This window comes from Rossellomorea sp. DUT-2 (assembly GCF_052665285.1).
The window spans coordinates 608,525-633,074 of record NZ_JBQPEO010000002.1 but is presented as its reverse complement, the minus strand read 5'-3'; the positions used below and the strand labels follow the sequence as shown (position 1 = coordinate 633,074).

The window sequence follows — 24,550 nt, the reverse complement described above, 5'->3', positions numbered from 1 at the left end:
ATTTGTACACATTCGATACAATATAGAGAGATTTCCTTAGGAGTTGAGAAGAATGGTTAAGATTGGATCCCATGTTTCAATGAGTGGTAAAAAAATGCTATTAGCTTCCAGTGAAGAAGCCGTTTCCTATGGAGCTAATACATTTATGATTTATACAGGTGCACCTCAAAATACGAGAAGAAAAAAGATCGAAGACTTAAATATTGAAGCGGGTATCGCTCACATGAAAGAAAATGGGATAGAGGATATCGTTGTTCATGCTCCCTATATCATTAACATCGGAAATACGACGAACCCTGCTACATTTGAATTAGGTGTCAATTTCCTACGTTCTGAGATCGAGCGCACAGAAGCTCTGGGAGCGGGGCAGATTGTGCTTCACCCGGGTGCTCATGTGGGTGCAGGAGCAGATAAGGGGATTGAAAAGATCATTGAAGGTCTGAATGAAGTACTGACTAAAGACCATAAAGTGCAAATTGCATTGGAAACAATGGCAGGGAAGGGTTCAGAATGTGGAAGATCTTTTGAGGAATTAGCTCAAATCATCAATGGAGTAGAACTGAATGACCGCCTTTCTGTTTGCTTCGATACTTGTCACACCCATGATGCAGGATATGATATTGTGGAAGATTTTGATGGAGTCCTGGAAGAATTCGATAAGATCGTCGGGATTGACCGCTTAAAGGTTCTTCACATTAACGATAGTAAGAATGCACGTGGAGCAAGTAAAGACCGCCATGAAAATATAGGATTCGGACATATCGGATTCAAAGCACTGAATTATATTGTGCATCATCCACAGCTGCAAGAGGTCCCTAAGATTCTGGAAACACCATATGTAGGGGAAGATAAGAAAAATAGAAAACCTCCTTACAAATTCGAAATTGACATGCTTCAGAATCAAACATTCGATGAAGATGTATTAACGAAAATACTGAATCAATAAAAAAGGCAATAGAGGAGGTCATCTCTCATCAATAGGGACGCCTCCTCTTCTTTTACTATCTGATGAGCTGCAAAAAGAGTTGGTTGATTTCCTTCGCCTTGGAAGGTCCTATGATCCTGGCTAAGTCCTTCACCAATTTACTGCGCTTCTTGTCATCAAAAATATTGATGTTCTTTCCTTTAACACTAGCGACGATGCTTGTTGCCTGCTGGGACGTCAATGAAATGTTATATTGATTCGCGTACTTTAATAATTCATCATTTGTGATATTGTTGATTTTGTGATTAATCACGTTTTGTAATAGCTTCATGTTTATCACTCCTCAACAGATACATATGTAACTCCTGATCAGAAAGTGACATTTTTATAAGAAAATAAAGTGAAAGGAAAGGAATTGACGATGACTCAAAGAGTACATAAAAAAGAAAGTCCCCTTCATTTTATTTACCGATTGATCTTTATTACGATTGGAGCAGCCTTAGCTGCTATATCCATTGAGTTGTTCCTTGTTCCGAATAATATCATCGATGGTGGAATTATTGGTGTTTCGCTGATTTTGGATTATTTAGTTTCAGACACCATTCCATTTGTAAACTTTGCAACCCTGCTGGTTTTTTTAAACCTCCCATTCATGTATTACGGGTATAAACATATCGGGAAAACCTTTGTCGTTTCTTCTCTGTTTGCCATTATCGCGCTGGCAGGTATTGAAAGCCTTTTACACCATATTGAACCGTTTGTAACAGAGAAAGTGTTAGCCACTGTTTTTGGAGGATTGACCCTTGGGGTTGGGGTCGGCCTTGTGATACGTCATGGTGGATCTCTGGATGGAACTGAAATCCTTGGTATCCTTTTAACGAAGAAGCTTCCGTTTTCAGTCGGGGAGTTTGTTATGTTCATCAATATTTTCATTTTCGCCTGGGCAGCATTTGTCTTCGGACTTGAAGAAGCGATGTATTCCGTTATGACATACTATATAGCCTTTAAAACGATTGATACGGTCATTCAGGGAATGGATGAAACGAAGGCCGTTATCATTGTTTCTGACCATTACCTGGATGTATCCGACGCTATACTAAAAAGACTTGGCAGGGGAACAACCATGTTAAAGGGGCGTGGAGGCTACACAGATAATGATAAAGAGGTCATTTATGTCGTGGTCACCAGACTTGAAGTAACAAAATTGAAATCCATTGTTTCTGATGTAGATCCCAATGCATTCATTACGATTATGAGTACACAGGAAACAAAGGGTGCACGATTCAAGTCAGCCATTCATTAATGCAGCATTGGACTGAAGGACTGCTCACTCAAACTGAGCAGTCCTTTTATTATGATATCTGGGTATGAATATTTACAATTGTGCACCCATCATGTATACTACCCTATGTACTTTTAAATCGTAATGATTCTTATAAAGAGAGATGATTAAAATGGATACGACAAATCCTATTATTAAAATAGAAGATGTGAATTTCAGATATGAGCGGGAAAGAGTGCTCGAGGATATTAACCTTAGCATCCCCAGGGGGGCCTTCCTTGGGATCGTCGGACCTAACGGTTCAGGAAAATCGACCTTACTAAAGCTTGTTCTGGGCCTTTTACGAGTGAAACAAGGGAATATCGAGCTATTTGGGATCCCCCAGCATAAATTCAAACAATGGGATCGCATAGGGTTTGTTTCCCAGAAGGCCAATAGCTTCAATACAGGGTTTCCAGCCACGGTTTATGAGGTGGTGGCGAGCGGATTAGCGAAAAAAGCAGGTTTGTTCAAGAGGATTTCATCTAAATATAAACAAGATGTTCATGGAGCAATAGAATCGGTTGGGATGAGTCAATTCGCAAAACGTAATATTGGAGAATTATCAGGAGGACAACAGCAAAGGGTGTTTATTGCCCGGGCGCTCGTCAGCCAGCCTGATGTATTGATTCTTGATGAACCGACAGTGGGAGTGGACAGTCAAAACGTCCAAAACTTCTATGATATGTTAGAAACCTTAAATAAAGATTTAGGGATTACACTCGTTTTTGTCACTCATGACATAGGATCGATTTCGAACAAAGTGACTCATGTCGCTTGTTTAAATAAACATTTACATTTCCATGGCAAAACAGAAGAGTTTGAGAAGCTAAAAGAAAATCAGCTTTCCTCTTTTTATGGTCATGATGTACATTTCTTAAATCATGAGCATGAACATCATCATTCATAATCGATTGGAGGGAAGACAATGCTTCAAGCTATTTTTCAATATGAGTTTTTACAAAATGCATTTCTGACGGGGATTCTCATTGGAATCATCGCCCCTTTATTAGGAGCATTCATCGTCGTAAGGAGGCTTTCTTTAATTGCGGATGCCTTGAGTCACGTCACACTGTCAGGTATTGCAGCGAGCCTGTATTTAAGTAAAACGATACCGGCTTTTTCCGGTTTGAACCCACTCTATTTGGGAATGGTATTCTCTGTCATGGGTTCCTTGTTCATTGAGCGTTTGCGTATGTTATATAAGCATTATCAGGAGCTTGCGATTCCGATCATCCTATCTGGCGGAATCGGGATAGGGGTCATCTTCATTTCTCTGGCAGACGGTTTTAATACAGATTTATTTAGTTATTTGTTTGGAAGTGTCAGCGCAGTCAGCAGAGGGGATTTGTATCTGATTGGAGGAATCAGCGTCCTTGTCATCGGTGTGATTATCTTGCTGTATAAGGAATTGTTTCTTTTATCCTTTGATGAAGATCATGCAAAGGCGTCAGGTATCCCCGCAAAGGCGATTCACTTTATCTTTATGGTCATGGTAGCTCTTGTGATTGCCGCTTCCATGCGCATCGTCGGGATCCTGCTGGTTTCGTCTCTTATGACATTACCGGTTGCTGCAAGTATCAGGATTGCCAATGGATTTAAGCAAACGATTGGGTTTTCGCTTGTTTTCGGTGAAATTTCTGTTATTGTTGGATTGATCAGTGCGTTCTATTTGAATCTTGCACCAGGTGGTACGATTGTCATGACGGCTATTTTAATCCTTCTCATTACAATTGTGATGAAAAAAATAAGAACGTCGAGTCATTCTTCTAAAGTTGAGGTGTAGGAAATGAATGTAACGGAAGCAATGGACCTGTTAAAATCAAAAGGATATAAGCATACGGGAAAACGGGAGCAAATACTTGAACTGTTTTCCAGCTCGAATAAATATTTGACGGCCAGGGATGTATTAGAAAACATGAAGGCTGATTACCCGGGGCTCAGTTTTGATACCATCTACCGTAATTTGAGTTTGTTTGTTGAACTTGAAATCTTGGAAGAGACTGAACTCTCAGGTGAAAGACATTTTCGATTTACATGCGAAAGTCATCACCATCATCATCACTTCATTTGTATGGATTGTGGGAAAACGAAAGAAATTCACACATGTCCCATGGAAACACTTAAAGAAAATTTAACGGATACAGGGTATGATATATCCGGCCATAAATTCGAAATATATGGTAAATGCCCTCAATGTCAGTAGAGAGATCCTTTCAGGGTCTCTCTTTTTTTGCTCCCTTCGTAAAGTTTTTTGTTTTATTACATAAGATCTGCTTGTTGCTCTGTCAACAAGTGTGTGCTAGATGGTGAGGGGAACCGCTCCGCTTGCAGTTAGCGTTCGGCCGAGCGTCCTCAGCTTAGCCGAACGGGGTCTCGGCACGTCCGTACTTCCGCAGGAGTCTACGCAGTTCCCCTCATCATCTCTAAGAGGTTTTTTGTGACAGAGCTAAAAGGTGTAAAAAACATCTAAATTGAAAACCGTCTTTCTAAAGTATTTTTAAGCTTTTCTAGAACCTTGAGGCTTGATTGATAATAGAGATGATTATTTTTATGTATTAGCACAGAGTGGATTGTAGCGGAAGGCACTTGACTCCTGCGGGATATAGAGGAAAGGTCGAGACCCCACAGGGCAAAGCCCGAGGAGGCTCGACTTCCTCCCCGCGGAAAGCAAGTGCCTGGAGCGGAAAGGAACGGTCCAAGCTTCACACTACCATTCATAAATAAATTCGCTTATCTTGTAAGCCTTTTTTCTTTTACTGGAATGTCCAGAGTTTAAGGGAAGGTAAAAGAGGGAAAAAATGCAATTATAGAGAAGGAATGGAGAGGAGATGCAGCCATGGAAACAGTCCCTTTTACGCACTGCCCAACGAATAAAAAAAACTGTGTAAGCACAATTGATCTCACATCATATCATCGAATAGCACCACTTCCCATCAGTGATAGCACAGAGGATGTGAAGACGAGGATCCGAAGTACCCTAAGCAAGTTCGATCATGTAGAGATCAAAGAAGAAAAGTCGCATTATGTACATGCGGTTTTCACATCAAAGTGGTTGAGATTCAAAGATGACTTGGAACTCTATATTGATGAAAGCACCAACCTTCTACATATCAAGTCAGGTTCACGTCTCGGATATTATGATTTTAAAGTGAATCGGAAACGGGTGGAGAAATTTAAAATTTTATTCAATAAATAATGGAAAAAGCCTCTTACGATTAGAGGCTTTTTCCTATGATTCATTTTGAAGCCAGGTTTGAACCCAAGAGTTCGCTTCCTGCCAGTCATTTACGCGAATGACTCCATCAGGGATCGGTTTTTGATTGTATGGTGTGTTAAATAACAGAACCGGAATCGATAGTTCTTCAGAAATCGCTACAGCATTATCATGTTTATCTTCAAAGAAAATATCGACACCGTGTTTTTTTGCTGTTGAAATTTTGTCATGTGAGCCAATTAATTCGATGTGATGATACATCAAATCTTGTGAATTAAACCATTCTTTCGTTAATTGGATGAGATCGGATCTTCTTGCACTAATAAAATAAAGCTCATGTATTTCTTTCCATTGATCCAATATTTTCTTTGCGCCGGGAGCTAGTGGGGATTCTTTGTAAATGGTTGGTTCTGCTTCCTTAAACCATTTCCCGAAAGTTTGAGGTGAAATATTCAGAACTTCTGTCAGCTCGTATTGGGTGATGTCTTGTAAGGTTAAATTCAATTTAAAATAATCATTTATGTGAGGTAGTAAAGATTCAGGTGACGTAACTGTCCCATCAATATCGATTCCAAAACGTTTCATTCTTTATCATGCTCCTCTTTATAAAAACTCCTTCAAGTTTATCACATTTCTGACCAGTAGATAAACGATGTTTTCAAAAAGCAATCGATGGGTTGAAAAGTGAAGGTAAGCTAACAAAAATGACAAACATTAGCATAGTAAATATAGTGAAGTGACACACAATAAGAAGGCTCCCAAACACAGAAAGTGAGGGATTGCTGTATGAATGATGAACGACGCGAATTAAACAGCGTTGATCGAAATCTACAAGATATCGACGTGTATTACGACAATCCGGAAACAGATGTGAGTAAAGAATACCGTGAAGAAACAGCAGCAGAAATTGCTGCTCCAATGAGTGTAAGCCGCGACTTTGAAGAGGATACCGCCCGAGATACGACAACATCAGGTCGTGTATTGGGATACTCTGCACTTGCTCTATCCATTCTTTCCTTATTTATTCTCCCTGTAATCATGGGAGCTGCGGGAATTGTTCTTGGATTCGTGGCAAGAAGAAGAGGAGCAGAAATGCTCGGTGCCTGGGCAATCGGAATTGGGGCCGTATCGATAATTATTGGATTATTTGTACTGCCGTTCTTTTAAAAATAACACTTTTTCTTGAAATTGGGAGCGTTTCAAGAATGAAAAAAAGAGGGCTGATCAAGATCAGCCCTCTTTAATTTACATGCATTTAAACTTCTTGTTCATTCTTTTCTGCTTCTTGCTGTGCAAAATATTCTTCTGCAATCTTGTCGATTTCTTTCTTTAATTCCTCAACCATCGTCTCTTCAGGAACTTTCCGGACAGTCTTTCCTTTTCGGAATAATAGTCCTTCACCACGAGCCCCGGCAATACCGATATCGGCTTCTCTGGCTTCACCTGGTCCATTTACTGCACATCCCAGGACGGCCACTTTGATTGGTGCTTTAATGGTGGAGATGTATTCTTCCACTTCATTCGCTATTGAAATTAAGTCGATTTCGATCCGGCCGCATGTCGGACACGAAATTAAGGTAGCAGCATTTGAAGCTAATCCAAACGACTTTAATAGTTCTCTGGCTACCTTCACTTCTTCAACAGGGTCAGCACTTAAGGAAATACGCAGTGTATTACCAATACCAAGACTTAGAATCGCCCCCAGACCTGCTGCACTCTTTACAGTTCCTGCAAACAATGTACCCGATTCAGTGATTCCAAGGTGAAGAGGGTAATCAAATGCTTTAGCCGCTTTCGTGTATGCTTCAATGGCCAAGTTCACATCAGATGCCTTCATGGAAACGATTATGTCATGAAAATCGAGATCTTCCAGGATCTTGATGTGATGAAGGGCACTTTCTACCATTCCGTCAGCCGTTGGGTATCCGTACTTTTCAAGGATTTTTCTTTCCAAGCTTCCGGCATTTACCCCGATTCGAATTGGAATCCCTTTTTCTTTCGCTGCTTTGACAACGGCCTCCACTTTTTCACGGCGACCGATATTTCCTGGATTGATCCGAATTTTATCGGCTCCGCCTTCAATGGCTTTTAAGGCTAGTTTATAGTCAAAATGTATATCGACAACAAGTGGAATATTAATCTGTTTCTTAATATCAGCTATCGCGTCTGCAGCACGTTCATCTGGACAAGCTACACGGACAACCTGACAACCTGCTTCTTCGAGACGGTGAATCTCTTTAACCGTTGCTTCAACATCATGTGTCTTTGTAGTGGTCATACTCTGGATAACAAGTTCATTGTTACCGCCAATAGTTAAATCTCCGACTTTGACCGGACGTGTTTTTGAACGATGTATAATTTCACTCAAGTGTAATTCGCTCCTTTAGAAAGGTTCTCAAAGTTTCATTATAAGTAATACGAAGCTATTGTAACAGTGTTTTGTGTGAAATGACAAGAAATAGGTGTATTTTGAATGCTTGGATTATTGATAATTTGGGATTTTGTAGGTTTTCCCGATTTGGATCTTTGCGGGCGGCACATCATTTAATTCTTCGAAATCGGTAATCACACGTTCGATGGGAACAGGTATAGAACCATCAAGAATGTCTTCTACAAGACTTAAGACTGTATCACCGGGCTTGACCTCCATTTCCACATAAGGTATGGATGAGGGATCTTCCTCAGGAATTTCCTGAGACGCGGTTGGAGATGCCTGATTAACCTGAGGCTGGACTGTGGCGACAGTGGATTCTTTATAAAGCAGCCTTAAGGTTCCCTTATTTAAATCATAATAGACACTATAAAGAAGAATGATAATACCAAAGAAAATACCCATTCTTTTCATATATACTTTCCTCCCGGTATTTTAGAATGAATCTGACTATGAAGGGGTTACGAATCATGACGAATAAGCTTCTCCAACTGGTAATCGGATTACTGCCCATACTAATGGTACTGGGAAATTCTATGCTTATTCCCATTCTCCCGAGTATTGAAGCGGATCTACATTTGAATAGCAGCTGGTCCGGATTTATCTTAAGCTCATTCACCATACCTGCAGCAGTGGTGATTCCGTTTGTGGGAATGTTGTCTGATCGCTTTGGTCGTAAACGATTAATCATTGTTTCTCTATGGATCATGATTCTGGGAAGTGTCCTATGTGTTGTGAGCGGAGAAGTAAATGAAACTGTTAAACTCTTCATGATCGGCCGAGGATTACAAGGTGTGGGGGCCGCTGGAACGACACCTCTGGCCATGGCCTTGATCGGTGACATCTTTCAGGGACAGGAGCGATCAAGGATGTTAGGCTCGTTAGAAGTGTTTAATGGGATAGGAAAGGTCGTCGCACCCCTTACTGGTGCCACATTGGCTATCCTTGTCCATTGGAATCATGCATTTTGGGTGTTTCCAGTATTGTGCGTGGTGATTTTAATTGGCCTCAGAAAAACGATTGAAACAAAAGAAGATGATCACAAGGCTGATAAAAAGAACCTGTACTCCATCCTTATTTCAAAGGGACGTTTATTATTTCCACTTTATGCGATTGGAGGGATAGGCTTATTTTTATTATTCGGCATTCTCTTCTTCCTTTCCTACCATATTGAAAATACTTTTCATATTGACGGCTTTTTCAAAGGATTTACATTTATCTTTCCACTTGGCGGGATGACCATTAGCTCTTACTGGTGTGGGAGGAGGTTAAAGACCGATGAGGAACTGGGATGGACGTATATGAAATGTGGGTTGTTAATGATGTCGGTCCCATTAGGCTTTCTGATCTTTTTTTCATCGCTCGGTTCTCTTATGTTCTTTATAACGGTAAGCTTTGGTGGATTAGGCTTGACGCTGCCGGTCATCAACACCTTTATTACGGGGAGTGTATCGGAGCATGAAAGGGGACTTATTGTCAGTATTTATGGTGCTGTGAGGTTCGGAGGAGTTGCACTCGGACCTATTGCATACAGCTTATGGAAAGAGAATGTGATGGAAATGTATATGATTACATTTGCTTTTTCTTTACTAAGCATGATTCTTTTTCTATCTATAGCCAAACGAAGGAAGGGGGTCTTTCTTCCTAAAATTCAATAAACCTTTACTCCATCTTTACATTTCCTTCATCTTCCTTTGAGAAAATGAAATGTGGAATGATTAGGGAAGGGTGTATAATTTTGTCGAAAATACTAAAGTTCAAACGAGAATGGCTTTGGGGGATTAATAAGGTGAAAATGAACGTTCCATTTACCAAGTTATCATTAAAGAATCGATTATTGATTGTCATTTTACTCCTGGTTGCCATTACAGGCTCAGCGATTGGGGGGATATCCTATATAAAGTCCAAGCAGGCAACGATCCATTTAATGGAACAGCGATTGGACCGTGAAGTGACATCGATGAGTGATATAGCGCAAAGTTTGATGCTCCTTTATGTTGGGAAACAGGAACAGTTTGAAAAAAAACTGGACGATGTGATTATGAAGCAGGATTCTGCACTCATCCAAGATAGTATAGAGGCACAATTCTTTTTTATCAAAGATTCGAAAGCAGTTCCTTTTTCAGTAAGTCAACGTTCTGAATTGCAATTTGAGAAACCACTTATTGATCAAATTGAAAATCTTGAAAAAGGGACCATTCAAACCACCATCAAGGGTGAGGCCTATACGTTAGCATTTCATTCGATTCAGGAGCTGCAAGGTGAATACGTAATTGTTGTTCCTCAGGAAGAATATATGCAGGACATTCGGTCAATGGCTACCTATACAATGGTTATGATTGGTCTAAGCGTAGGGATTGCCTTTATCATTGTCCTATTATTGGTGAATCGGTTAACCTCCCCAATCGCAAAATTGCGAGAGTCGATGAAAAAAATAAGAGATGGGGATCTTTCAGCAAACGTCCCTGTGGAAACGACGCTACCCGAAATTGTTTCCCTTCAAAAAAGTTTTGATTCGATGGTATTGAAAATGAGAGACTTAATACATAATATTCATCAAACAACAGACAGTTTATCTTCTACAGGGATAAAGCTTCAATCCTCTTCATCAGAACTATTGAAAGAAAATGAGTATATGGTAGAAACTGTGAGAATGGTGAAAGAGGGGGCAGAACAGACGGCGGGTACTTCTGAAGTAAGTGGCAACCACTTCCAAGAAATGAATATCACTGTAAAATCCATATTTATGAAAATGAATTCCGTCTTTCAGAAAACAAAGGATATGAACGAATCCGCGGGGGATGGGGAGTATAAGGTTGATAAAATGGTAGTGGGGTTGAACAGGGTGTCCGGCGACTTCAAGCATATGAATAAGATCATTCAAGATGTCCATGATCAATCATCCTCCATCGTCTCTGTTATCTCATTGATTAATCAAATTGCTGAACAAACGAAACTGCTTGCCCTCAATGCCACGATCGAAGCGGCACGGGCAGGTGAATCCGGTCGTGGATTTGCTGTTGTCGCCAATGAAGTGAAAAAACTGGCAGATCAATCATCAGATGCTACGAAGAATATTAGGGAAACCATTCATACAATGGAGTCAATCACTTTGAATGCTTCCAGGCAATTCGATCAATTTTTCAAAGAATTTCAGTACTACGTATCAGAAGCTACTGAGACACGAGAATCGTTTGATCTGTTGAAAAATGAAATAGATGGTGTCAGCACGGATCTGCAAAATATGAAGGCGGATTTAGGCTACTTAGAAATATATCTTCCAAAGGTGGAATCATCAACAGAGGCGTTCTCTTCCGTGTCACAAGAAACGTTAGCGGGAACGGAGCAAATGCTTGCTGCCTTTGAAGAGCAGTACGAAAAGGTAAGGAATACCCATGAAGTAGGAGAAAAGCTATTGAATGCTTCTAACCAACTAAAGGAACTAAGCAGGCAATTCAAGTTATAGGGAGGAAGCCGAATGGTCCTTATAAAAATGGTGTAAAAGGTAAATCCCTGTCTCCGGGTGAGACAGGGATTCTTATTATGCCCGGATCCTCTTTTGAGGAATCTCTTTCACGACTAAGTAAAGAATGACGGTGATCACAAACCAATCCAATATCGGAGCTGCAGGAATATAGGTTTGCAGCATTTCCATTAGGGTAAGAAATAAGGTGGAAACCGTCGCGGAATAGGCGGTCATCCGAAAGCTTTGCCGGTAGTTAACATTTCGTTTAAGGACATTGGCAAACGTAACACCGATTATGGCGAAGAGGGTGATCTTCAAGAACGTCATTCCGGAAGTGAATAAGTAGAGAAAAAATAACGCTACGGGAAGGAGAATCCATTTCATATCTATTAACGAATCCAATAGTTCGATTAAGCCATCCTTTGTAAGAGCCGTATCTCCAAATAAACTATAGGAAGAAGATTGAACATTTCCTTGATTGATGACTACAAAACCCTTTTCCAAAAAGGCTATCGTATCATCATTTGCGTCAAGTTTTTCTTCCTTGAGTTCGCCTGTACTGTCAAAGATGATGGTGATACCCTCTTTTTCGAGTGTGATAGGATCTGCTTGATCGGAAGATAACGAACCATTTTCGATTGTAAAGGGTGGAAATTCAGATTCCATTGATTCTCTTACATTGTCGATGGCACTGGTTGCAAACGATATAAACTGTAAAGCCACTGGTAAAATAGATATTAGTGCCAGTAAGAATATGTAACGGATCGTCTTGCCGATTCCCTGAAAGCGGAATGTTGCAATGTCTTTTGGGGAATAGATACTTTTATACAATTGTTGAAATACATTCATTTAAAATTTTCTCCTTTCGTGCATACCCTTTCTATTTTATGCTTGTCTTTCTTCTTCATCAAGTATGGAGAATATGAACGATTTGTAATAATTATATTTTGTAACATAATTGTAATAAAAGACGAGTTTTATTAACCTATTGTAAATTTGGAGTAAAAAGTATTTACCTTTGCTCTATAATATATTAAAAATGATATGGGGTTTTTGTTGTTTAATGTCGAAAATTTAAGTAGGGGTTGAAAAAATGGAATTAAATTGGCAAGAGATGTTGTTTCAGTTCTTTGGAGGACTAGGGATTTTCCTCTTCGGGATAAAGTATATGGGGGACGGACTTCAAAAGTCTGCCGGTGAACGCTTGAAAGAAATCCTTGATAAGTTCACGACCAACCCATTCATGGGTGTGCTTGCAGGTATCTTTGTAACGGTTTTGATTCAATCCAGCAGTGGTACGACGGTTATCGTGGTCGGGCTGGTAAGTGCAGGCTTCATGACGCTCAGACAAGCAATCGGTGTTATCATGGGTGCGAATATCGGTACAACGGTAACAGCGTTTATCATCGGAATTGATATCGGTGAATACGCATTACCTATCATTGCAGTTGGTACCGTCATGTTATTCTTCTTTAAAAACAAGAAAGTGCATAATTTAGGTCAGATGATATTTGGTTTCGGTGCATTATTTTATGGACTGGAATTAATGGGTGGAGGAATGAAACCACTTCGTTCACTTGAGGCTTTTCATGATTTAACAGTTAGTATGAGTACCAGTCCTATTCTTGGAGTTGTTATCGGTACATTATTCACTGTGATTGTTCAAAGTTCATCTGCTACAATCGGTATTTTACAAGAGCTTTACAGCTCAGATTTAGTGGACATCCAGGCAGCACTTCCTATTTTATTTGGGGATAATATTGGAACGACCATTACGGCAGTTCTGGCAGCTTTAGGTGCTTCAGTTGCTGCAAGACGGGCTGCAGCAGTCCATGTGCTCTTTAATCTGATTGGCTCAACAATCTTTTTAATCATATTGCCATTTTTCACTAAGTTTGTTCTGTTTTTACAATCTTCATTTAACCTGAATGAACCGATGACAATCGCTTTTGCTCACGGCTCATTTAATATAACGAATACGATTATCCAGTTCCCTTTCATCGCTCTATTAGCAGTGATTGTAACGAAATTGATCCCTGGGCAGGATTCACTTGTTGATTATAACTCTAAACATTTAGATCCAATGTTTATTGAACAATCACCTTCTATCGCTTTAGGACAAGCTAAGGAAGAAGTCCTTCGCATGGGTAAATTCGCAGTTAAGGGATTAGAAGAAACCAATGAATTCTTAAAGTCAAAGAGCTCTAAGAATGCTGAAGCAGCTTATCAAATTGAAGGAGCCATTAACAATCTTGATAAGAAAATCACAAATTATTTGGTAGATTTATCTTCAGCTTCTTTATCTGAAAACGAATCTGAAAGACACTCTATATTGATGGATACCGTACGCGACATCGAACGCGTAGGAGATCACTTTGAGAATATCGTTGAACTGATTGAATACCAACAAGCCAACAAGGTTAAGATTACAGATGATGCAATGAACGACCTTGAAGTAATGTTTAGTCTAACTATTGAAACAGTGGAAAAAGCCTTGAAATCTTTAGACTTGAACGATACTGATATCGCAAGGGAAGTAGCGGAAAAAGAAGATCAGATCGATAAAATGGAAAGAAAGCTTCGCAAACAGCATATTCTGCGTATGAACGAAGGAAAATGTTCGGGACAAGCAGGTATCGTGTTTGTCGATATCGTCAGTAACCTAGAACGTATCGGTGATCATGCCGTCAATATTGCCGAAGCGGTTTTAGAAGTAGAGTAAGACAAGTGCTGACTCATTTGATATTTGTCAAATGGGTCAGTTTTTTTTATACTGAATGAGAGGTGTTAAAAGATGGAAATTTTTTATTGGGGTATTATCATCATATTAATGATTTTAGCTTTTGTGGGATTAATCTATCCGATCTTGCCGAGTGTCGTCTTTCTGATTGGAAGCTTTATTTTATACGGCGTGTTTTTCAGCTTCGAACCCTTTAGCTGGTTATTCTGGACTGTGCAGGTTCTGTTTGTGATTCTTCTCTTCGGTGCTGATTACATGGCGAACCTCATAGGGGTAAAGAAATTTGGTGGTACAAAAGCGGGGATATGGGGAAGTACGATCGGTTTGCTTGTCGGGCCATTTGTCATTCCTGTCATCGGGATTCTGATTGGCCCGTTTTTAGGCGCGATCATCGGTGAATGGGTCGTGCATAGACCCAATCTAAAGACCGCCGTAAAAGTAGGTGTTGGATCCGTCGTTGGATTCATCTCCAGTGTCGTGACGAAAGGAATCATCCAGATTGTCATGGCTGTCTATTTCTTTTTTGTTATTTGAGGGGCGAATCCATTCTTATGACTAGAGATGAAAATATAGGGGAATTTATTCTTGTAAGAAAAAAGTAAAGATTAGAAGGCAAAATATTTGAACAGATATAGTAGTTTTGGTAATCTTATACTGAAACGGCCTGAATTCATTGTTCAGGAAACTATACATAGGGAGGAATTTATAATGGCTTACGAATTACCGCAATTACCTTATGCATATGATGCTTTAGAGCCTCATATCGACAAGGACACAATGAACATTCATCACACGAAACACCATAACGCATATGTTACGAAAGTAAATGATGCACTTCAAGGTCACGATGATTTACTAAGCAAATCCATTGAAGATCTTGTTTCTAACTTAGACGCTGTTCCTGAAGGTGCTCGTACTGCAGTACGCAACAATGGTGGCGGCCATGCTAACCACTCTCTATTCTGGACGGTATTATCCCCGAATGGTGGAGGCGCTCCATCTGGAGAGTTGGCAGATGCTATTTCTTCCAAGTTCGGAAGCTTTGATTCATTCAAAGAAGAGTTCGCTAACGCTGCTGCTACCCGCTTTGGCTCAGGTTGGGCTTGGCTAGTAGTTAACAACGGTGAATTAGAAGTAACAAGCACACCAAACCAGGATAGCCCTCTAATGGAAGGCAAAACTCCAGTTTTAGGTCTTGATGTTTGGGAGCATGCTTACTACCTGAATTATCAAAACCGTCGCCCTGATTACATCGGTGCGTTCTGGAACGTTGTAAACTGGGATGAAGTAGCGAAGCGTTATTCAGCTGCTAAATAATTTTACTCGTAGAGGAGAGAGGTTCTTTAAAGAACCTCTCTTTTTTTTGTATAACTTTCCTCCCTTTTTCAAAAGATAGGGGTACGTTAAAGGGGAGTTTTTCAAATGAGTAGATATAAAAAGTTATTAGGCGATATTGATTTAACGAAAGATCTTACTCTTCTGCTGTTGATCGGTGGATTATATTCATTGAGTATTGCGCTCTCAAACACATTTGTAAACATCTACTTGTGGAAGCAGTCAGGTGAATTCATTGACCTAGGTATCTATAATTTAACAGTGGTCATCTTTCAGCCAATAACGTTTATATTAGCTGGAAGATTGGCAAAGAAAGTAGACCGGGTGATCGTGTTACGCTTCGGGGTTATTTTTTTGGCTCTATTTTACATATCTGTATTGGCGTTCGGGGAGTCGGCGGAAGATTTTCTGGTTGTATTGGGGGCGTTGCTCGGGATCGGCTATGGCTTCTACTGGTTAGCGTTTAATGTGCTGACCTTTGAAATCACGGAACCTGAAACGAGAGATTTCTTCAATGGTTTCCTCGGTACGCTAACGTCAGCTGGAGGAATGATCGGACCGATCCTCGCAGGTTTCATCATTTCCAGGTTTACTTCATTTAAAGGATATACCATTGTGTTCGGTCTATCTCTCCTGCTATTTGCTATTGCCGTTATTATGAGCTTCTTTCTTAAAAGGCGACCTGCCTCCGGAAGATATCTATTCCTCAGAATTCTGGAAGAAAGGAAAAACAATGATAATTGGCGGCACATTACGAACGCCCACTTCTTCCAGGGATTGAGGGAAGGAACGTTTATCTTCATTATTTCTGTGTTTGTGTTCATCAGCACGGGAAGTGAGTTTGCCATTGGTACATTCGGTCTCATTAACTCAGGGATCGCATTCGTTGGCTATTACATTGCATCGCGCGTGATTAAAAAAAAGTTTCGGAAAAAGGCCATTTTATTAGGTGGAATCCTTCTCTACCTGGCAATATTCTTGATTGTGTTTGATGTCACTTACACGAAGTTATTGCTCTATGCCGGGGTGATTGCCATTGCGTACCCGGTACTCCTGGTACCCTATATTTCCATGACATATGATGTAATCGGAACGGGCTGGAACGCCGCTGAAATGAGAATTGAGTATATTGTCGTGAGGGAGATTTTCTTGAATCTGGGAAGGATTGTATCAGTCACAGCTTTTATAATTGCCGTCACATTCTTCAATCACGAAGAGAGTATCCCCATCCTCTTACTAATGCTTGGAGCGGGTCATACCCTCATTTATTTCTTCGTGAGAAAAGTGGACTTGCCCATATAGGATATTAAAGCAAAGAGAGGGAAAGATTTCCTCTCTTTGCTTATGTCTAGATTATCCTTGTACTTTTCTATAAAATAAGAAGGGATGGTAACGATATAAAGATATTTTTACATAGAGGAAGGGTTGGAAAGATTGAAAAGAAATAAGAGAAAAAGAAAGACGCATGTTCCCGTTCGGATGAATCTGCTGTTTTTTGCCGTGTTCTTATTATTTTCTCTTCTGGTTCTTAGACTGGGACTCGTTCAAATAGTGAACGGAGAAAGCTACAAGAAGGAAGTAGAAAGAACAGAGGATGTTGTCGTCAATACAGGTGTGCCACGGGGGAAAATGTATGACCGTTATGGCAATGTGATCGTGGATAATGTTCCGCTGAATGCGATTACGTATACACGTGCAAACAACACCAAGATCGAAGAGATGATGGAGGTTGCTTCCAAGCTTTCTGAGTACATTGAAAAAGATACAAAAGAAGTGACTGAAAGAGACAAGAAAGATTATTGGTTATTAAATAATAAAGAACAAGCAGACAAAAAGGTGTCAGAAAAGGAAATAAAAAAGCTTCAGAACAATGAAGATTTCTCTGAAGACGATGTGAACGCGAAAGTGTACCAAATGAGACTGGATCGGATCACAAAAGATGAGTTAGCGTCATTGACTGAAAAAGATTTAGAAATCATTGCGATTTATCGTGAGTTCTCCAGCGGATATGCATTAAATCCGCAAATTGTGAAAAATGAAGGGGTCACCCCGGAAGAATTCGCCGTCATCAGTGAACATCTCAGTGAGCTTCCCGGCATCAATACCACTACAGACTGGAAGCGATCCTACGTATTTGATGATACGTTGAGGACGATTCTCGGGAACGTTTCTTCTTCAAGGGAAGGTTTGCCGAAGAACCTGGTAGATTCTTATTTAGCGAAAGACTACAACCGGAATGATCGTGTAGGGAAGAGTTACGTTGAATTAGAATATGAAGATGTCCTTCAAGGTCAAAAGGAACAAATCAAAAACGTCACCAAAGGCGGTAGCGTGTTGGAATCTGTACTCGTTCAAGAAGGTCAACGGGGAAAAGATATTGTTCTGACAATCGATATGGAGCTTCAGCGTGAAGTCGAAAAGATAATAGAAGAAGAATTACGAAAACAGATTGTGAATCGCGGTGAGTCTCCTAACCTGGATCGTGCTTACGTGGTCATGATGGATCCTAATACAGGGGAAATATTAGCTATGGCCGGAAAACAGTATGTGAAGAACACTGAAACTGGCAAGTACGAGATGAGGGACGCTGCGTTAGGAACCTTTACATCTTCTTATGAAGTTGGATCGGTGGTTAAGGGTGCCACTGTTTTAACTGGCTACATGACAGGGAACTTGACTCCAGGTGAAGTGCTTGTCGATGAACCGATTAAAATTGGTAATGACCCACAAAAAAGCTCATGGTTCAATCGATCGGGAAGAATTCCGATGTCCGATTTGTTCGCCCTTGAGAAATCTTCGAACTCCTATATGTGGAAAATTGCGTTTAGAATTGCCGGAAGAGAATATATTCCGAACGAAACCATGATTAATAATCCACAGGCATTTGACGTTCTCCGAAATCATTATGCTCAATTTGGATTAGGTGTGCCAACAGGAATCGATCTGCCTGGTGAGTCTTCCGGACTGACAGGAACAGACACCACTCCAGGTTTCTTACTTGATTTAGCGATTGGACAGTTTGATACGTATACAACGATGCAATTAGCTCAGTATATCTCTACGATTGCTAATGATGGTTATCGGGTGGAACCACACATCATGAAAGAAATAAGAGAGCCAACCAATGATCTGGAAAGCCTGGGACCTATTCTGTTTGAAAAAGAGACGAATGTGCTGAATCGCATTGGAGCTACACAAGCTCAAATCGAGCACGTCCAAAAAGGTTTCTATCGTGTGTACCACTATCCGGATGGTACGGCGTATGATCAATTTAAGGATGCACCATATAATGCGGCAGGTAAATCGGGTACCGCTGAGACGTATGTGGATGGAGAGCTGAACTACAACACGACTCTTATCGGATACGCCCCATTTGATAACCCTGAAGTGGCTTATGCCACAATGGTTCCCGCTTCTCATATCCAAGCAAGCGGAGTAGCCGATCCTTACGTGAATAAATACATCTCTAAACGAGTGATGGATAAGTACTTTGAGTTGAAGAAGAAACGTGCAGAAGAAGTGAAGGACCCTACTTCAGTTAACAAGAAAGTAGAAAACGCTGAAGAGGCAGAAGAACAAATGCAAGAAGAAAGAGAACAGAATAACTAAGCAGACTTTAGCTGATTTCCACGAAATGAATTTCTGGAAATCAGCTTTTTTCTTATGGTGTTAAGTCTTTTTACTCAAGATCAAAAGAACATTATTAGAATGAAAGCGGGAATCCGGGTTAAATCTTATAAATATTTGATGTTTTATTAAGCGAACTACATAATTTGCAAATGTATGTCTAATACTATGTTTAATAAGGATTTGATGAGGTTCTTCAAGTACAGTGAAGGGTCTGAAGATGAAGAAAAATGTCGAATTTACAAAACCTTTACAAACGGTTAAAACCTCATTAACACTCATCTATTAATCTATTACTCGTAGGACAAAACAACCAAGTTTCTTAGGGGGAATTTAGGAATGAAAAGCTTTAAGTATCTGGCAATGTCAGCAATGATCGGATCAGCTCTTATATTAGGAGCATGTGGTGCTCAAGGTGGAGCAGAGAATGGTTCAGGAGAACAACTATCCGGCAGTGTGAAAATGGATGGTTCATCGACTGTAGCTCCAATCATGGAAGCTGTTAACGAAGAGTATGCAGCTACACAACCTGATGTAAAAGTATCGATCGGTGTATCCGGTTCTGGTGGTGGATTTGAAAAATTCATCGCAGGTGAAACGGATCTTTCAAACGCTTCCCGTCCAATTAAAGACGAAGAAAAGCAAAAGCTGGAAGAAGCTGGTATAGATTTCACTGAATTTGAAGTTGCTAAAGATGGTCTTACAATCGTTGTTAATAAAGAAAATGACTGGGCAAAAGATATGACAGTCGAGGATCTTCAAAAGCTTTGGGTTGAAGATGGAAAGACAAAGAAATGGTCTGATATCAATCCTGAATGGCCGGATGAAGAAGTGAAATTCTATTCTCCTGGTACTGACTCAGGAACATATGATTATTTCAACGAAGCAATTTTAGAAGAAAAAGATATGGTTAAACAAAACATTCAGCTTTCTGAAGATGATAACGTTCTTGTACAAGGTGTGACCGGTGATAAAAACGCGATCGGATTCTTCGGTTATGCTTATTACCTTGCAAATAAAGAAGAACTTAAAGCGGTTAAAATCGGCGGAGTCGAGCCGAATAACGAAACAATCGAGAGCGGGGAATACACTCCACTATCACGTCCATTGTTCGTATATGCTAAAAACTCTTCTGTTAAAGATAATGAAGCTGTATATGATTTCATGAAATTCACTCTGGAAAACTCTGCTGAAATGGCAGAAGCAGTAGGCTATGTAAGTCTTCCAGAAGATAAAATTAAAGAAGCTACTGAAAAATTAGAAGGTCTTAAATAAGTTTTAATCGTTGTTAAAGTCAAAATGAAGAGATGAGAAGCGATTACTTGCTTCTCATCTTGTCATGTGGATGAAAGGGGTTTGCAATTTATGGCTTCAAATTCAAAAGAATCATCATATTCTGTTGCAGAGATGATATCAAAAAATAGTGGGAAAAGCTTGAATCGTTCTGTTGAAAAGTCTATCCCATGGATCTTGTTTGCAATAGCCGGGGTCTCAGTATTAACAACTATAGGTATCGTATTTACTCTTATCTTTGAAACATTTACATTTTTTACAAGAGTATCCGTATTTGATTTCATAACAGGAACAGAATGGTTTCCATTTTCTAATCAGAATCCTAGTTACGGAATCCTTCCTTTAATCTCAGGAACATTGAAGATTACCGGAATAGCTGTAGTGGTAGCAGTACCGATAGGACTTGCTTCCGCCATTTATTTGAGTGAGTATGCAACAGATCGTTCAAGAAGATTCATCAAACCGATATTAGAGGTATTAGCAGGGATCCCAACAATCGTATTTGGATTCTTTGCTCTAACATTTGTTACTCCTGTATTGGAGTCATTTATACCTGAATTAAGTATATTTAATGCATTAAGCCCTGGAATTGTAGTTGGGATCATGATTATTCCCATGATTGCTTCCCTATCTGAAGACGCGATGTCGTCTGTTCCGAATTCCATACGTGAAGGTGCACAGGCATTAGGGGCAACTAAATTAGAAGTTGCACTTAAGGTTGTCTTACCCGCTGCTGTATCAGGCATTGTTGCATCGATTGTTCTTGCCATCTCCCGTGCAATTGGAGAGACCATGATTGTAACGGTCGCTGCAGGTGCTTCTCCAAACCTTTCTTGGAATGTTACTGATTCCATCCAAACGATGACATCGTATATCGTTCAGGTAAGTACAGGAGATGCAGGATATGGAACGACGATTTACTATAGTATTTATGCAGTAGGTTTCACACTATTCTTATTCACACTAGGTATGAACCTGCTTGCTCAATACATCTCTAAGCGATTCAGAGAGGAGTATTAATCATGAAGTATATCAATCAGGAAAATGTCTTAAAAAAGATGTCATCCAGACTAATGGTGAATAGCGTCTTTAAAGGGCTTTTCTTAATGGCGACTTTATTTGGCTTAGTCGTATTATCTGTATTATTATATCGGGTATTCACTCAAGGAATTGGATACTTGGATTTGCAATTTTTACAAAACGTAGGATCGAGGTTCCCTGAAAAAGCGGGAATTTATGCCGCCTTTATGGGAACGATATGGCTGATGTTCGTTGTAGTCATTGTTTCGTTCATATTGGCAGTGGGAACGGCCATTTATTTAGAAGAATATGCTAAACAAAACAAGATCAATAAATTTATCAAAGTAAATATTTCAAACCTTGCAGGTGTTCCATCCGTTGTATTTGGTCTCTTAGGTTTAACGATCTTTGCCCGGGCCTTTGCTCTTGGTCAAAGTGTACTGGCAGCCGGTTTGACGATGAGTTTGCTCATACTTCCTGTAATTATTGTTGCGGCACAGGAAGCGATCCGTTCGGTACCAAGAGAGCTAAGGGATGCTTCGTATGGGATGGGTGCTACAAAGTGGCAGACAATTACCAGAGTCGTATTACCAGCTGCAATACCCGGGATATTGACAGGAAGCATTTTAGCGTTTTCCCGTGCAATCGGAGAAACAGCGCCCCTCGTCGTTATCGGTGTACCAACGATATTACTATTTACACCAGGTTCCATCTTGGATACATTCACAGCACTTCCAATGCAAATTTATGATTGGACAAGACGACCACAAGCAGATTTCCATGATGTGGCAGCTGCGGGAATCATCATCCTGTTGGGCTTACTACTAATAATGAACTCGATTGCAGTGTTAATTCGTAATAAGTTTCAGAAGAGATATTAATAAGTTATTAATTGGTTTTTTATTGGATGAAGGAGGCTTTCGAAATGCAAACGATCAAATCAAAAGAAAGTAACATGGTTAATCATAAAGAAACAAAAGAAGCGGTATATCAAACGAAACAATTGAACTTATGGTATGGTACGAATCATGCGTTAAAGAATATCGACCTGGATATCATGGAAAATGAAGTTACGGCAATTATTGGACCTTCAGGGTGTGGTAAGTCAACGTATATCAAAACATTGAACCGAATGATCGAATTGATTCCAAGCGTAAAGACTTCTGGTGATATCATCTATCGCGATCGCAACATTTTTGACAGTAAATACCGCGTTGAGGAATTGCGTACAAAAGTAGGAATGGTATTCCAAAAACCAAATCCTTTTCCGAAGTCGATTTACGATAACATTGCATATGGACCACGCATTCACGGAATCAAAAACAAAAAAATGCTTGATGAAATTGTTGAAAAAAGCTTACGCGGTGCAGCGATTTGGGATGAAGTGAAAGATCGTCTGAATCAAAATGCATATGGACTATCAGGTGGACAGCAGCAGCGTATCTGTATAGCAAGATGTCTTGCTATTGAGCCGGATGTCATTCTAATGGATGAACCTACTTCTGCTCTTGATCCGATTTCTACATTAAAGATTGAAGAACTGGTTCAAGAGTTAAAAACAGAATACAGTATTATTATTGTTACTCATAATATGCAACAGGCTGCACGTATTTCTGATCGCACAGCCTTCTTCCTGAACGGGGAAGTAGTTGAATTTGACAAAACAGATAAAATCTTCTCTACTCCATCTGATAAGCGTACAGAAGACTATATCTCCGGTCGTTTCGGATAATTCACATGAGAAGAAGGATAAATGCCAATAGGTGTTTAATTCCTACTATTGAGAAGATAAAGTGTTGAAATAGGAAGGGGCATAAACATGGCAGTAAGAGGACAATTTGATGCGAATTTGAAAGAGTTGCAAACCAAACTAATGGATTTGGGGAATATTGCAAAGATTGCACTTGAGAGAAGTATTGTGGCATTGGAAGAGAAGGATGTTGATACGGCGCTTGCCATTATCGAAGGCGACCAAAAAGCCGATGATCTGGAAGAGGAAATCAATGATTTAGCTATTCTGACTATAGCTAAGCAACAACCAGTGGCAACTGATTTGAGAAGAATCATCGTTGCGATCAAAATTGCTTCAGACTTGGAAAGAATCGCAGATTTCGCTGTGAATGTAGCGAAATCAACGATCCGTATCGGTAATGAACCTCTGATTAAACCGATTCATCATATTAAAGAAATGCATGCCATCACATCTGATATGATTCAGCTTACATTAGAGTCATTTGTCGAAGAAGATGTGGCGAAAGCAAAGAGAATCGCTGATATGGATGATAAGGTGGATGACTTATATGGTGAAACGATTGTAGAGCTTCTGACTCTCAATAAAGAAAAACCTGAATTCACGGCTCAGATTACTCAGCTCTCATTCATCTGCCGTTATCTTGAAAGAGCCGCGGATCATTCTACAAACATTGCAGAAGGTGTATTCTATCTAGTGAAAGGTCGCCGTTACGACTTGAATGAATAGACACTACCAAAAAAAGCTGTCCTTTTTCGGACAGCTTTTCTTATGTTTTGTTACAGTTTCGAAATGAGTTGCTGAACTTCTGTTTTAGAAAGTGCGGATTGTTTTGCGATTTGTTCGACAGGTATACCTTGTTGATATAATGCAATGACTTGATTTTTCACGACCTCATGAATGGGTTTCCTGATTTGGGCCGTTCTTTTTAATATGGCGTCACCATCCAACATCAGCTCTTCTTCCAGTACTCGTATTCTCTTCTTCAACTGATAATGCTCCTGAAGAACATTCATTGATAATTCTTCCATGTCTTTTTCAATATCACGATACCGATCCCGTTGAAAAAACGAAATGACTAGTAATAGGATAGAGAAGCTTACTAATCCAATGAATAGTAAATCCACTATATCACCTCATGCAGTATTATTCTCCTTTAGTTATAGCATAGATAATGGCTTATCTCTATATGATGGAAGGATAAATTTGTGGAAAGAACCAATATTTTGTCGAATGTCATTGGGTAATTATGAAAGAATCTTGTCGTTCCGATAATGTAATCGCTTTAATATCATTTCAGCATAATAATTTGTAAAAAAAATGCATGATAAATCCCACTATCACCGCGTTTAACAAGATACGACAAAATGCGTTTATTGTAGGTTTTTGAATAGGGTGTTACGATGAATCTATAGATAATTGTCA

The 24,550-nt window shown here is 39.8% G+C and carries 25 protein-coding genes; 19 read left to right on the top strand and 6 right to left on the bottom strand.

Going from position 1 to position 24,550, the window contains the following annotated elements:
• Window positions 1–52 precede the first annotated feature (52 nt).
• Window positions 53–946, top strand: coding sequence for a deoxyribonuclease IV (locus ACOSV2_RS09010; RefSeq protein WP_428974816.1), 894 nt, complete (start codon window positions 53–55; stop codon window positions 944–946).
• Between the two features lie 55 nt (window positions 947–1,001).
• Here the strand turns inward: ACOSV2_RS09010 and ACOSV2_RS09005 are convergent, their stop codons facing one another.
• On the bottom strand, window positions 1,002–1,256 hold the full coding sequence (locus ACOSV2_RS09005; protein ID WP_428974815.1) for a DUF2624 domain-containing protein: 255 nt from the start codon (window positions 1,254–1,256) through the stop codon (window positions 1,002–1,004).
• 90 nt (window positions 1,257–1,346) lie between these two features.
• Here ACOSV2_RS09005 and ACOSV2_RS09000 point away from each other — a divergent pair, with 90 nt between their 5' ends.
• The 5 genes from ACOSV2_RS09000 (at window position 1,347) to ACOSV2_RS08980 (ending at window position 5,445) form a co-directional block, all read left to right on the top strand.
• The gene (locus ACOSV2_RS09000) at window positions 1,347–2,228 is read left to right on the top strand and encodes a YitT family protein (RefSeq protein ID WP_113970599.1); all 882 of its coding nucleotides are present in this window, start codon (window positions 1,347–1,349) and stop codon (window positions 2,226–2,228) included.
• A gap of 151 nt (window positions 2,229–2,379) precedes the next feature.
• Window positions 2,380–3,156 carry a metal ABC transporter ATP-binding protein gene (locus tag ACOSV2_RS08995; RefSeq protein ID WP_397552171.1) on the top strand — a complete coding sequence of 259 codons (777 nt, stop codon included), beginning with the start codon at window positions 2,380–2,382 and terminating at the stop codon, window positions 3,154–3,156.
• Between the two features lie 18 nt (window positions 3,157–3,174).
• Entirely contained in the window at window positions 3,175–4,032 is an 858-nt protein-coding gene (locus tag ACOSV2_RS08990) for a metal ABC transporter permease (protein WP_428974814.1), read from the top strand.
• 3 nt (window positions 4,033–4,035) lie between these two features.
• Window positions 4,036–4,452 (top strand): Fur family transcriptional regulator, encoded by a 417-nt coding sequence (locus ACOSV2_RS08985; protein WP_428974813.1) that lies wholly within the window; start codon window positions 4,036–4,038, stop codon window positions 4,450–4,452.
• A 633-nt stretch (window positions 4,453–5,085) separates the two neighbouring features.
• The gene (locus tag ACOSV2_RS08980; RefSeq protein ID WP_428974812.1) at window positions 5,086–5,445 is read left to right on the top strand and encodes a DUF1499 domain-containing protein; all 360 of its coding nucleotides are present in this window, start codon (window positions 5,086–5,088) and stop codon (window positions 5,443–5,445) included.
• Between the two features lie 33 nt (window positions 5,446–5,478).
• On the opposite strand, the gene ACOSV2_RS08975 is transcribed toward ACOSV2_RS08980, so the two are convergent.
• Window positions 5,479–6,048, bottom strand: coding sequence for a hypothetical protein (locus ACOSV2_RS08975; RefSeq protein ID WP_397552174.1), 570 nt, complete (start codon window positions 6,046–6,048; stop codon window positions 5,479–5,481).
• Between the two features lie 201 nt (window positions 6,049–6,249).
• Here ACOSV2_RS08975 and ACOSV2_RS08970 point away from each other — a divergent pair, with 201 nt between their 5' ends.
• Window positions 6,250–6,630, top strand: a complete 381-nt coding sequence (locus ACOSV2_RS08970; protein WP_113970527.1) for a DUF4190 domain-containing protein — start codon at window positions 6,250–6,252, stop codon at window positions 6,628–6,630.
• A gap of 88 nt (window positions 6,631–6,718) precedes the next feature.
• Here the strand turns inward: ACOSV2_RS08970 and ispG are convergent, their stop codons facing one another.
• Both ispG and ACOSV2_RS08960 read right to left on the bottom strand, forming a co-directional pair.
• Window positions 6,719–7,822 carry a flavodoxin-dependent (E)-4-hydroxy-3-methylbut-2-enyl-diphosphate synthase gene (gene ispG / locus ACOSV2_RS08965; RefSeq protein ID WP_324748471.1) on the bottom strand — a complete coding sequence of 368 codons (1,104 nt, stop codon included), beginning with the start codon at window positions 7,820–7,822 and terminating at the stop codon, window positions 6,719–6,721.
• Window positions 7,823–7,945: 123 nt separating this feature from the next.
• Window positions 7,946–8,308, bottom strand: coding sequence for a hypothetical protein (locus tag ACOSV2_RS08960; RefSeq protein WP_428974811.1), 363 nt, complete (start codon window positions 8,306–8,308; stop codon window positions 7,946–7,948).
• A 56-nt stretch (window positions 8,309–8,364) separates the two neighbouring features.
• Here ACOSV2_RS08960 and ACOSV2_RS08955 point away from each other — a divergent pair, with 56 nt between their 5' ends.
• Together ACOSV2_RS08955 and ACOSV2_RS08950 are read left to right on the top strand one after the other, a co-directional pair.
• Complete coding sequence (locus ACOSV2_RS08955) at window positions 8,365–9,552, top strand: MFS transporter (RefSeq protein WP_428974810.1); 1,188 nt, start codon at window positions 8,365–8,367, stop codon at window positions 9,550–9,552.
• 80 nt (window positions 9,553–9,632) lie between these two features.
• Window positions 9,633–11,360 carry a methyl-accepting chemotaxis protein gene (locus tag ACOSV2_RS08950; protein WP_428974809.1) on the top strand — a complete coding sequence of 576 codons (1,728 nt, stop codon included), beginning with the start codon at window positions 9,633–9,635 and terminating at the stop codon, window positions 11,358–11,360.
• A 75-nt stretch (window positions 11,361–11,435) separates the two neighbouring features.
• On the opposite strand, the gene ACOSV2_RS08945 is transcribed toward ACOSV2_RS08950, so the two are convergent.
• The gene (locus ACOSV2_RS08945; RefSeq protein WP_428974808.1) at window positions 11,436–12,209 is read right to left on the bottom strand and encodes a DUF1189 domain-containing protein; all 774 of its coding nucleotides are present in this window, start codon (window positions 12,207–12,209) and stop codon (window positions 11,436–11,438) included.
• A 244-nt stretch (window positions 12,210–12,453) separates the two neighbouring features.
• On the opposite strand from ACOSV2_RS08945, the gene ACOSV2_RS08940 reads away from it, so the two are divergent.
• The 10 genes from ACOSV2_RS08940 (at window position 12,454) to phoU (ending at window position 23,854) form a co-directional block, all read left to right on the top strand.
• Window positions 12,454–14,082 carry a Na/Pi cotransporter family protein gene (locus ACOSV2_RS08940; RefSeq protein ID WP_428974807.1) on the top strand — a complete coding sequence of 543 codons (1,629 nt, stop codon included), beginning with the start codon at window positions 12,454–12,456 and terminating at the stop codon, window positions 14,080–14,082.
• A 72-nt stretch (window positions 14,083–14,154) separates the two neighbouring features.
• Window positions 14,155–14,634, top strand: coding sequence for a DUF456 domain-containing protein (locus ACOSV2_RS08935; RefSeq protein WP_428974806.1), 480 nt, complete (start codon window positions 14,155–14,157; stop codon window positions 14,632–14,634).
• 174 nt (window positions 14,635–14,808) lie between these two features.
• Window positions 14,809–15,417: a superoxide dismutase gene (locus tag ACOSV2_RS08930; RefSeq protein ID WP_044339644.1), complete on the top strand. Its 609-nt coding sequence runs from the start codon at window positions 14,809–14,811 to the stop codon at window positions 15,415–15,417.
• A 105-nt stretch (window positions 15,418–15,522) separates the two neighbouring features.
• Window positions 15,523–16,737: an MFS transporter gene (locus ACOSV2_RS08925; RefSeq protein WP_428974805.1), complete on the top strand. Its 1,215-nt coding sequence runs from the start codon at window positions 15,523–15,525 to the stop codon at window positions 16,735–16,737.
• Window positions 16,738–16,848: 111 nt separating this feature from the next.
• Window positions 16,849–19,044, top strand: a complete 2,196-nt coding sequence (locus tag ACOSV2_RS08920) for a peptidoglycan D,D-transpeptidase FtsI family protein (protein WP_428975089.1) — start codon at window positions 16,849–16,851, stop codon at window positions 19,042–19,044.
• A gap of 357 nt (window positions 19,045–19,401) precedes the next feature.
• Complete coding sequence (locus ACOSV2_RS08915) at window positions 19,402–20,337, top strand: PstS family phosphate ABC transporter substrate-binding protein (RefSeq protein WP_428974804.1); 936 nt, start codon at window positions 19,402–19,404, stop codon at window positions 20,335–20,337.
• 132 nt (window positions 20,338–20,469) lie between these two features.
• The gene (gene pstC / locus ACOSV2_RS08910) at window positions 20,470–21,375 is read left to right on the top strand and encodes a phosphate ABC transporter permease subunit PstC (RefSeq protein WP_397552211.1); all 906 of its coding nucleotides are present in this window, start codon (window positions 20,470–20,472) and stop codon (window positions 21,373–21,375) included.
• Window positions 21,376–21,377: 2 nt separating this feature from the next.
• Window positions 21,378–22,256, top strand: a complete 879-nt coding sequence (gene pstA, locus ACOSV2_RS08905; RefSeq protein ID WP_428974803.1) for a phosphate ABC transporter permease PstA — start codon at window positions 21,378–21,380, stop codon at window positions 22,254–22,256.
• A gap of 44 nt (window positions 22,257–22,300) precedes the next feature.
• The gene (gene pstB / locus ACOSV2_RS08900) at window positions 22,301–23,107 is read left to right on the top strand and encodes a phosphate ABC transporter ATP-binding protein PstB (RefSeq protein ID WP_428974802.1); all 807 of its coding nucleotides are present in this window, start codon (window positions 22,301–22,303) and stop codon (window positions 23,105–23,107) included.
• An 87-nt stretch (window positions 23,108–23,194) separates the two neighbouring features.
• A complete protein-coding gene (phoU, locus tag ACOSV2_RS08895) occupies window positions 23,195–23,854 on the top strand; it encodes a phosphate signaling complex protein PhoU (RefSeq protein ID WP_428974801.1) in 660 nt (219 codons plus the stop codon).
• A gap of 50 nt (window positions 23,855–23,904) precedes the next feature.
• On the opposite strand, the gene ACOSV2_RS08890 is transcribed toward phoU, so the two are convergent.
• On the bottom strand, window positions 23,905–24,252 hold the full coding sequence (locus ACOSV2_RS08890; protein ID WP_428974800.1) for a helix-turn-helix domain-containing protein: 348 nt from the start codon (window positions 24,250–24,252) through the stop codon (window positions 23,905–23,907).
• Between the last annotated feature and the right edge of the window lie 298 nt (window positions 24,253–24,550).

What these genes read in the sequence shown, in the direction of transcription:
- ACOSV2_RS09010 (WP_428974816.1), top strand. Translation starts at nt 53, where the DNA reads ATGGTTAAGATTGGATCCCATGTTTCAATGAGTGGTAAAAAAATGCTA.
- ACOSV2_RS09005 (WP_428974815.1), bottom strand. Translation starts at nt 1,256, where the DNA reads ATGAAGCTATTACAAAACGTGATTAATCACAAAATCAACAATATCACA.
- ACOSV2_RS09000 (WP_113970599.1), top strand. Translation starts at nt 1,347, where the DNA reads ATGACTCAAAGAGTACATAAAAAAGAAAGTCCCCTTCATTTTATTTAC.
- ACOSV2_RS08995 (WP_397552171.1), top strand. Translation starts at nt 2,380, where the DNA reads ATGGATACGACAAATCCTATTATTAAAATAGAAGATGTGAATTTCAGA.
- ACOSV2_RS08990 (WP_428974814.1), top strand. Translation starts at nt 3,175, where the DNA reads ATGCTTCAAGCTATTTTTCAATATGAGTTTTTACAAAATGCATTTCTG.
- ACOSV2_RS08985 (WP_428974813.1), top strand. Translation starts at nt 4,036, where the DNA reads ATGAATGTAACGGAAGCAATGGACCTGTTAAAATCAAAAGGATATAAG.
- ACOSV2_RS08980 (WP_428974812.1), top strand. Translation starts at nt 5,086, where the DNA reads ATGGAAACAGTCCCTTTTACGCACTGCCCAACGAATAAAAAAAACTGT.
- ACOSV2_RS08975 (WP_397552174.1), bottom strand. Translation starts at nt 6,048, where the DNA reads ATGAAACGTTTTGGAATCGATATTGATGGGACAGTTACGTCACCTGAA.
- ACOSV2_RS08970 (WP_113970527.1), top strand. Translation starts at nt 6,250, where the DNA reads ATGAATGATGAACGACGCGAATTAAACAGCGTTGATCGAAATCTACAA.
- ACOSV2_RS08960 (WP_428974811.1), bottom strand. Translation starts at nt 8,308, where the DNA reads ATGAAAAGAATGGGTATTTTCTTTGGTATTATCATTCTTCTTTATAGT.
- ACOSV2_RS08955 (WP_428974810.1), top strand. Translation starts at nt 8,365, where the DNA reads ATGACGAATAAGCTTCTCCAACTGGTAATCGGATTACTGCCCATACTA.
- ACOSV2_RS08945 (WP_428974808.1), bottom strand. Translation starts at nt 12,209, where the DNA reads ATGAATGTATTTCAACAATTGTATAAAAGTATCTATTCCCCAAAAGAC.
- ACOSV2_RS08940 (WP_428974807.1), top strand. Translation starts at nt 12,454, where the DNA reads ATGGAATTAAATTGGCAAGAGATGTTGTTTCAGTTCTTTGGAGGACTA.
- ACOSV2_RS08935 (WP_428974806.1), top strand. Translation starts at nt 14,155, where the DNA reads ATGGAAATTTTTTATTGGGGTATTATCATCATATTAATGATTTTAGCT.
- ACOSV2_RS08930 (WP_044339644.1), top strand. Translation starts at nt 14,809, where the DNA reads ATGGCTTACGAATTACCGCAATTACCTTATGCATATGATGCTTTAGAG.
- ACOSV2_RS08925 (WP_428974805.1), top strand. Translation starts at nt 15,523, where the DNA reads ATGAGTAGATATAAAAAGTTATTAGGCGATATTGATTTAACGAAAGAT.
- ACOSV2_RS08915 (WP_428974804.1), top strand. Translation starts at nt 19,402, where the DNA reads ATGAAAAGCTTTAAGTATCTGGCAATGTCAGCAATGATCGGATCAGCT.
- pstC (WP_397552211.1), top strand. Translation starts at nt 20,470, where the DNA reads ATGATATCAAAAAATAGTGGGAAAAGCTTGAATCGTTCTGTTGAAAAG.
- pstA (WP_428974803.1), top strand. Translation starts at nt 21,378, where the DNA reads ATGAAGTATATCAATCAGGAAAATGTCTTAAAAAAGATGTCATCCAGA.
- pstB (WP_428974802.1), top strand. Translation starts at nt 22,301, where the DNA reads ATGCAAACGATCAAATCAAAAGAAAGTAACATGGTTAATCATAAAGAA.
- phoU (WP_428974801.1), top strand. Translation starts at nt 23,195, where the DNA reads ATGGCAGTAAGAGGACAATTTGATGCGAATTTGAAAGAGTTGCAAACC.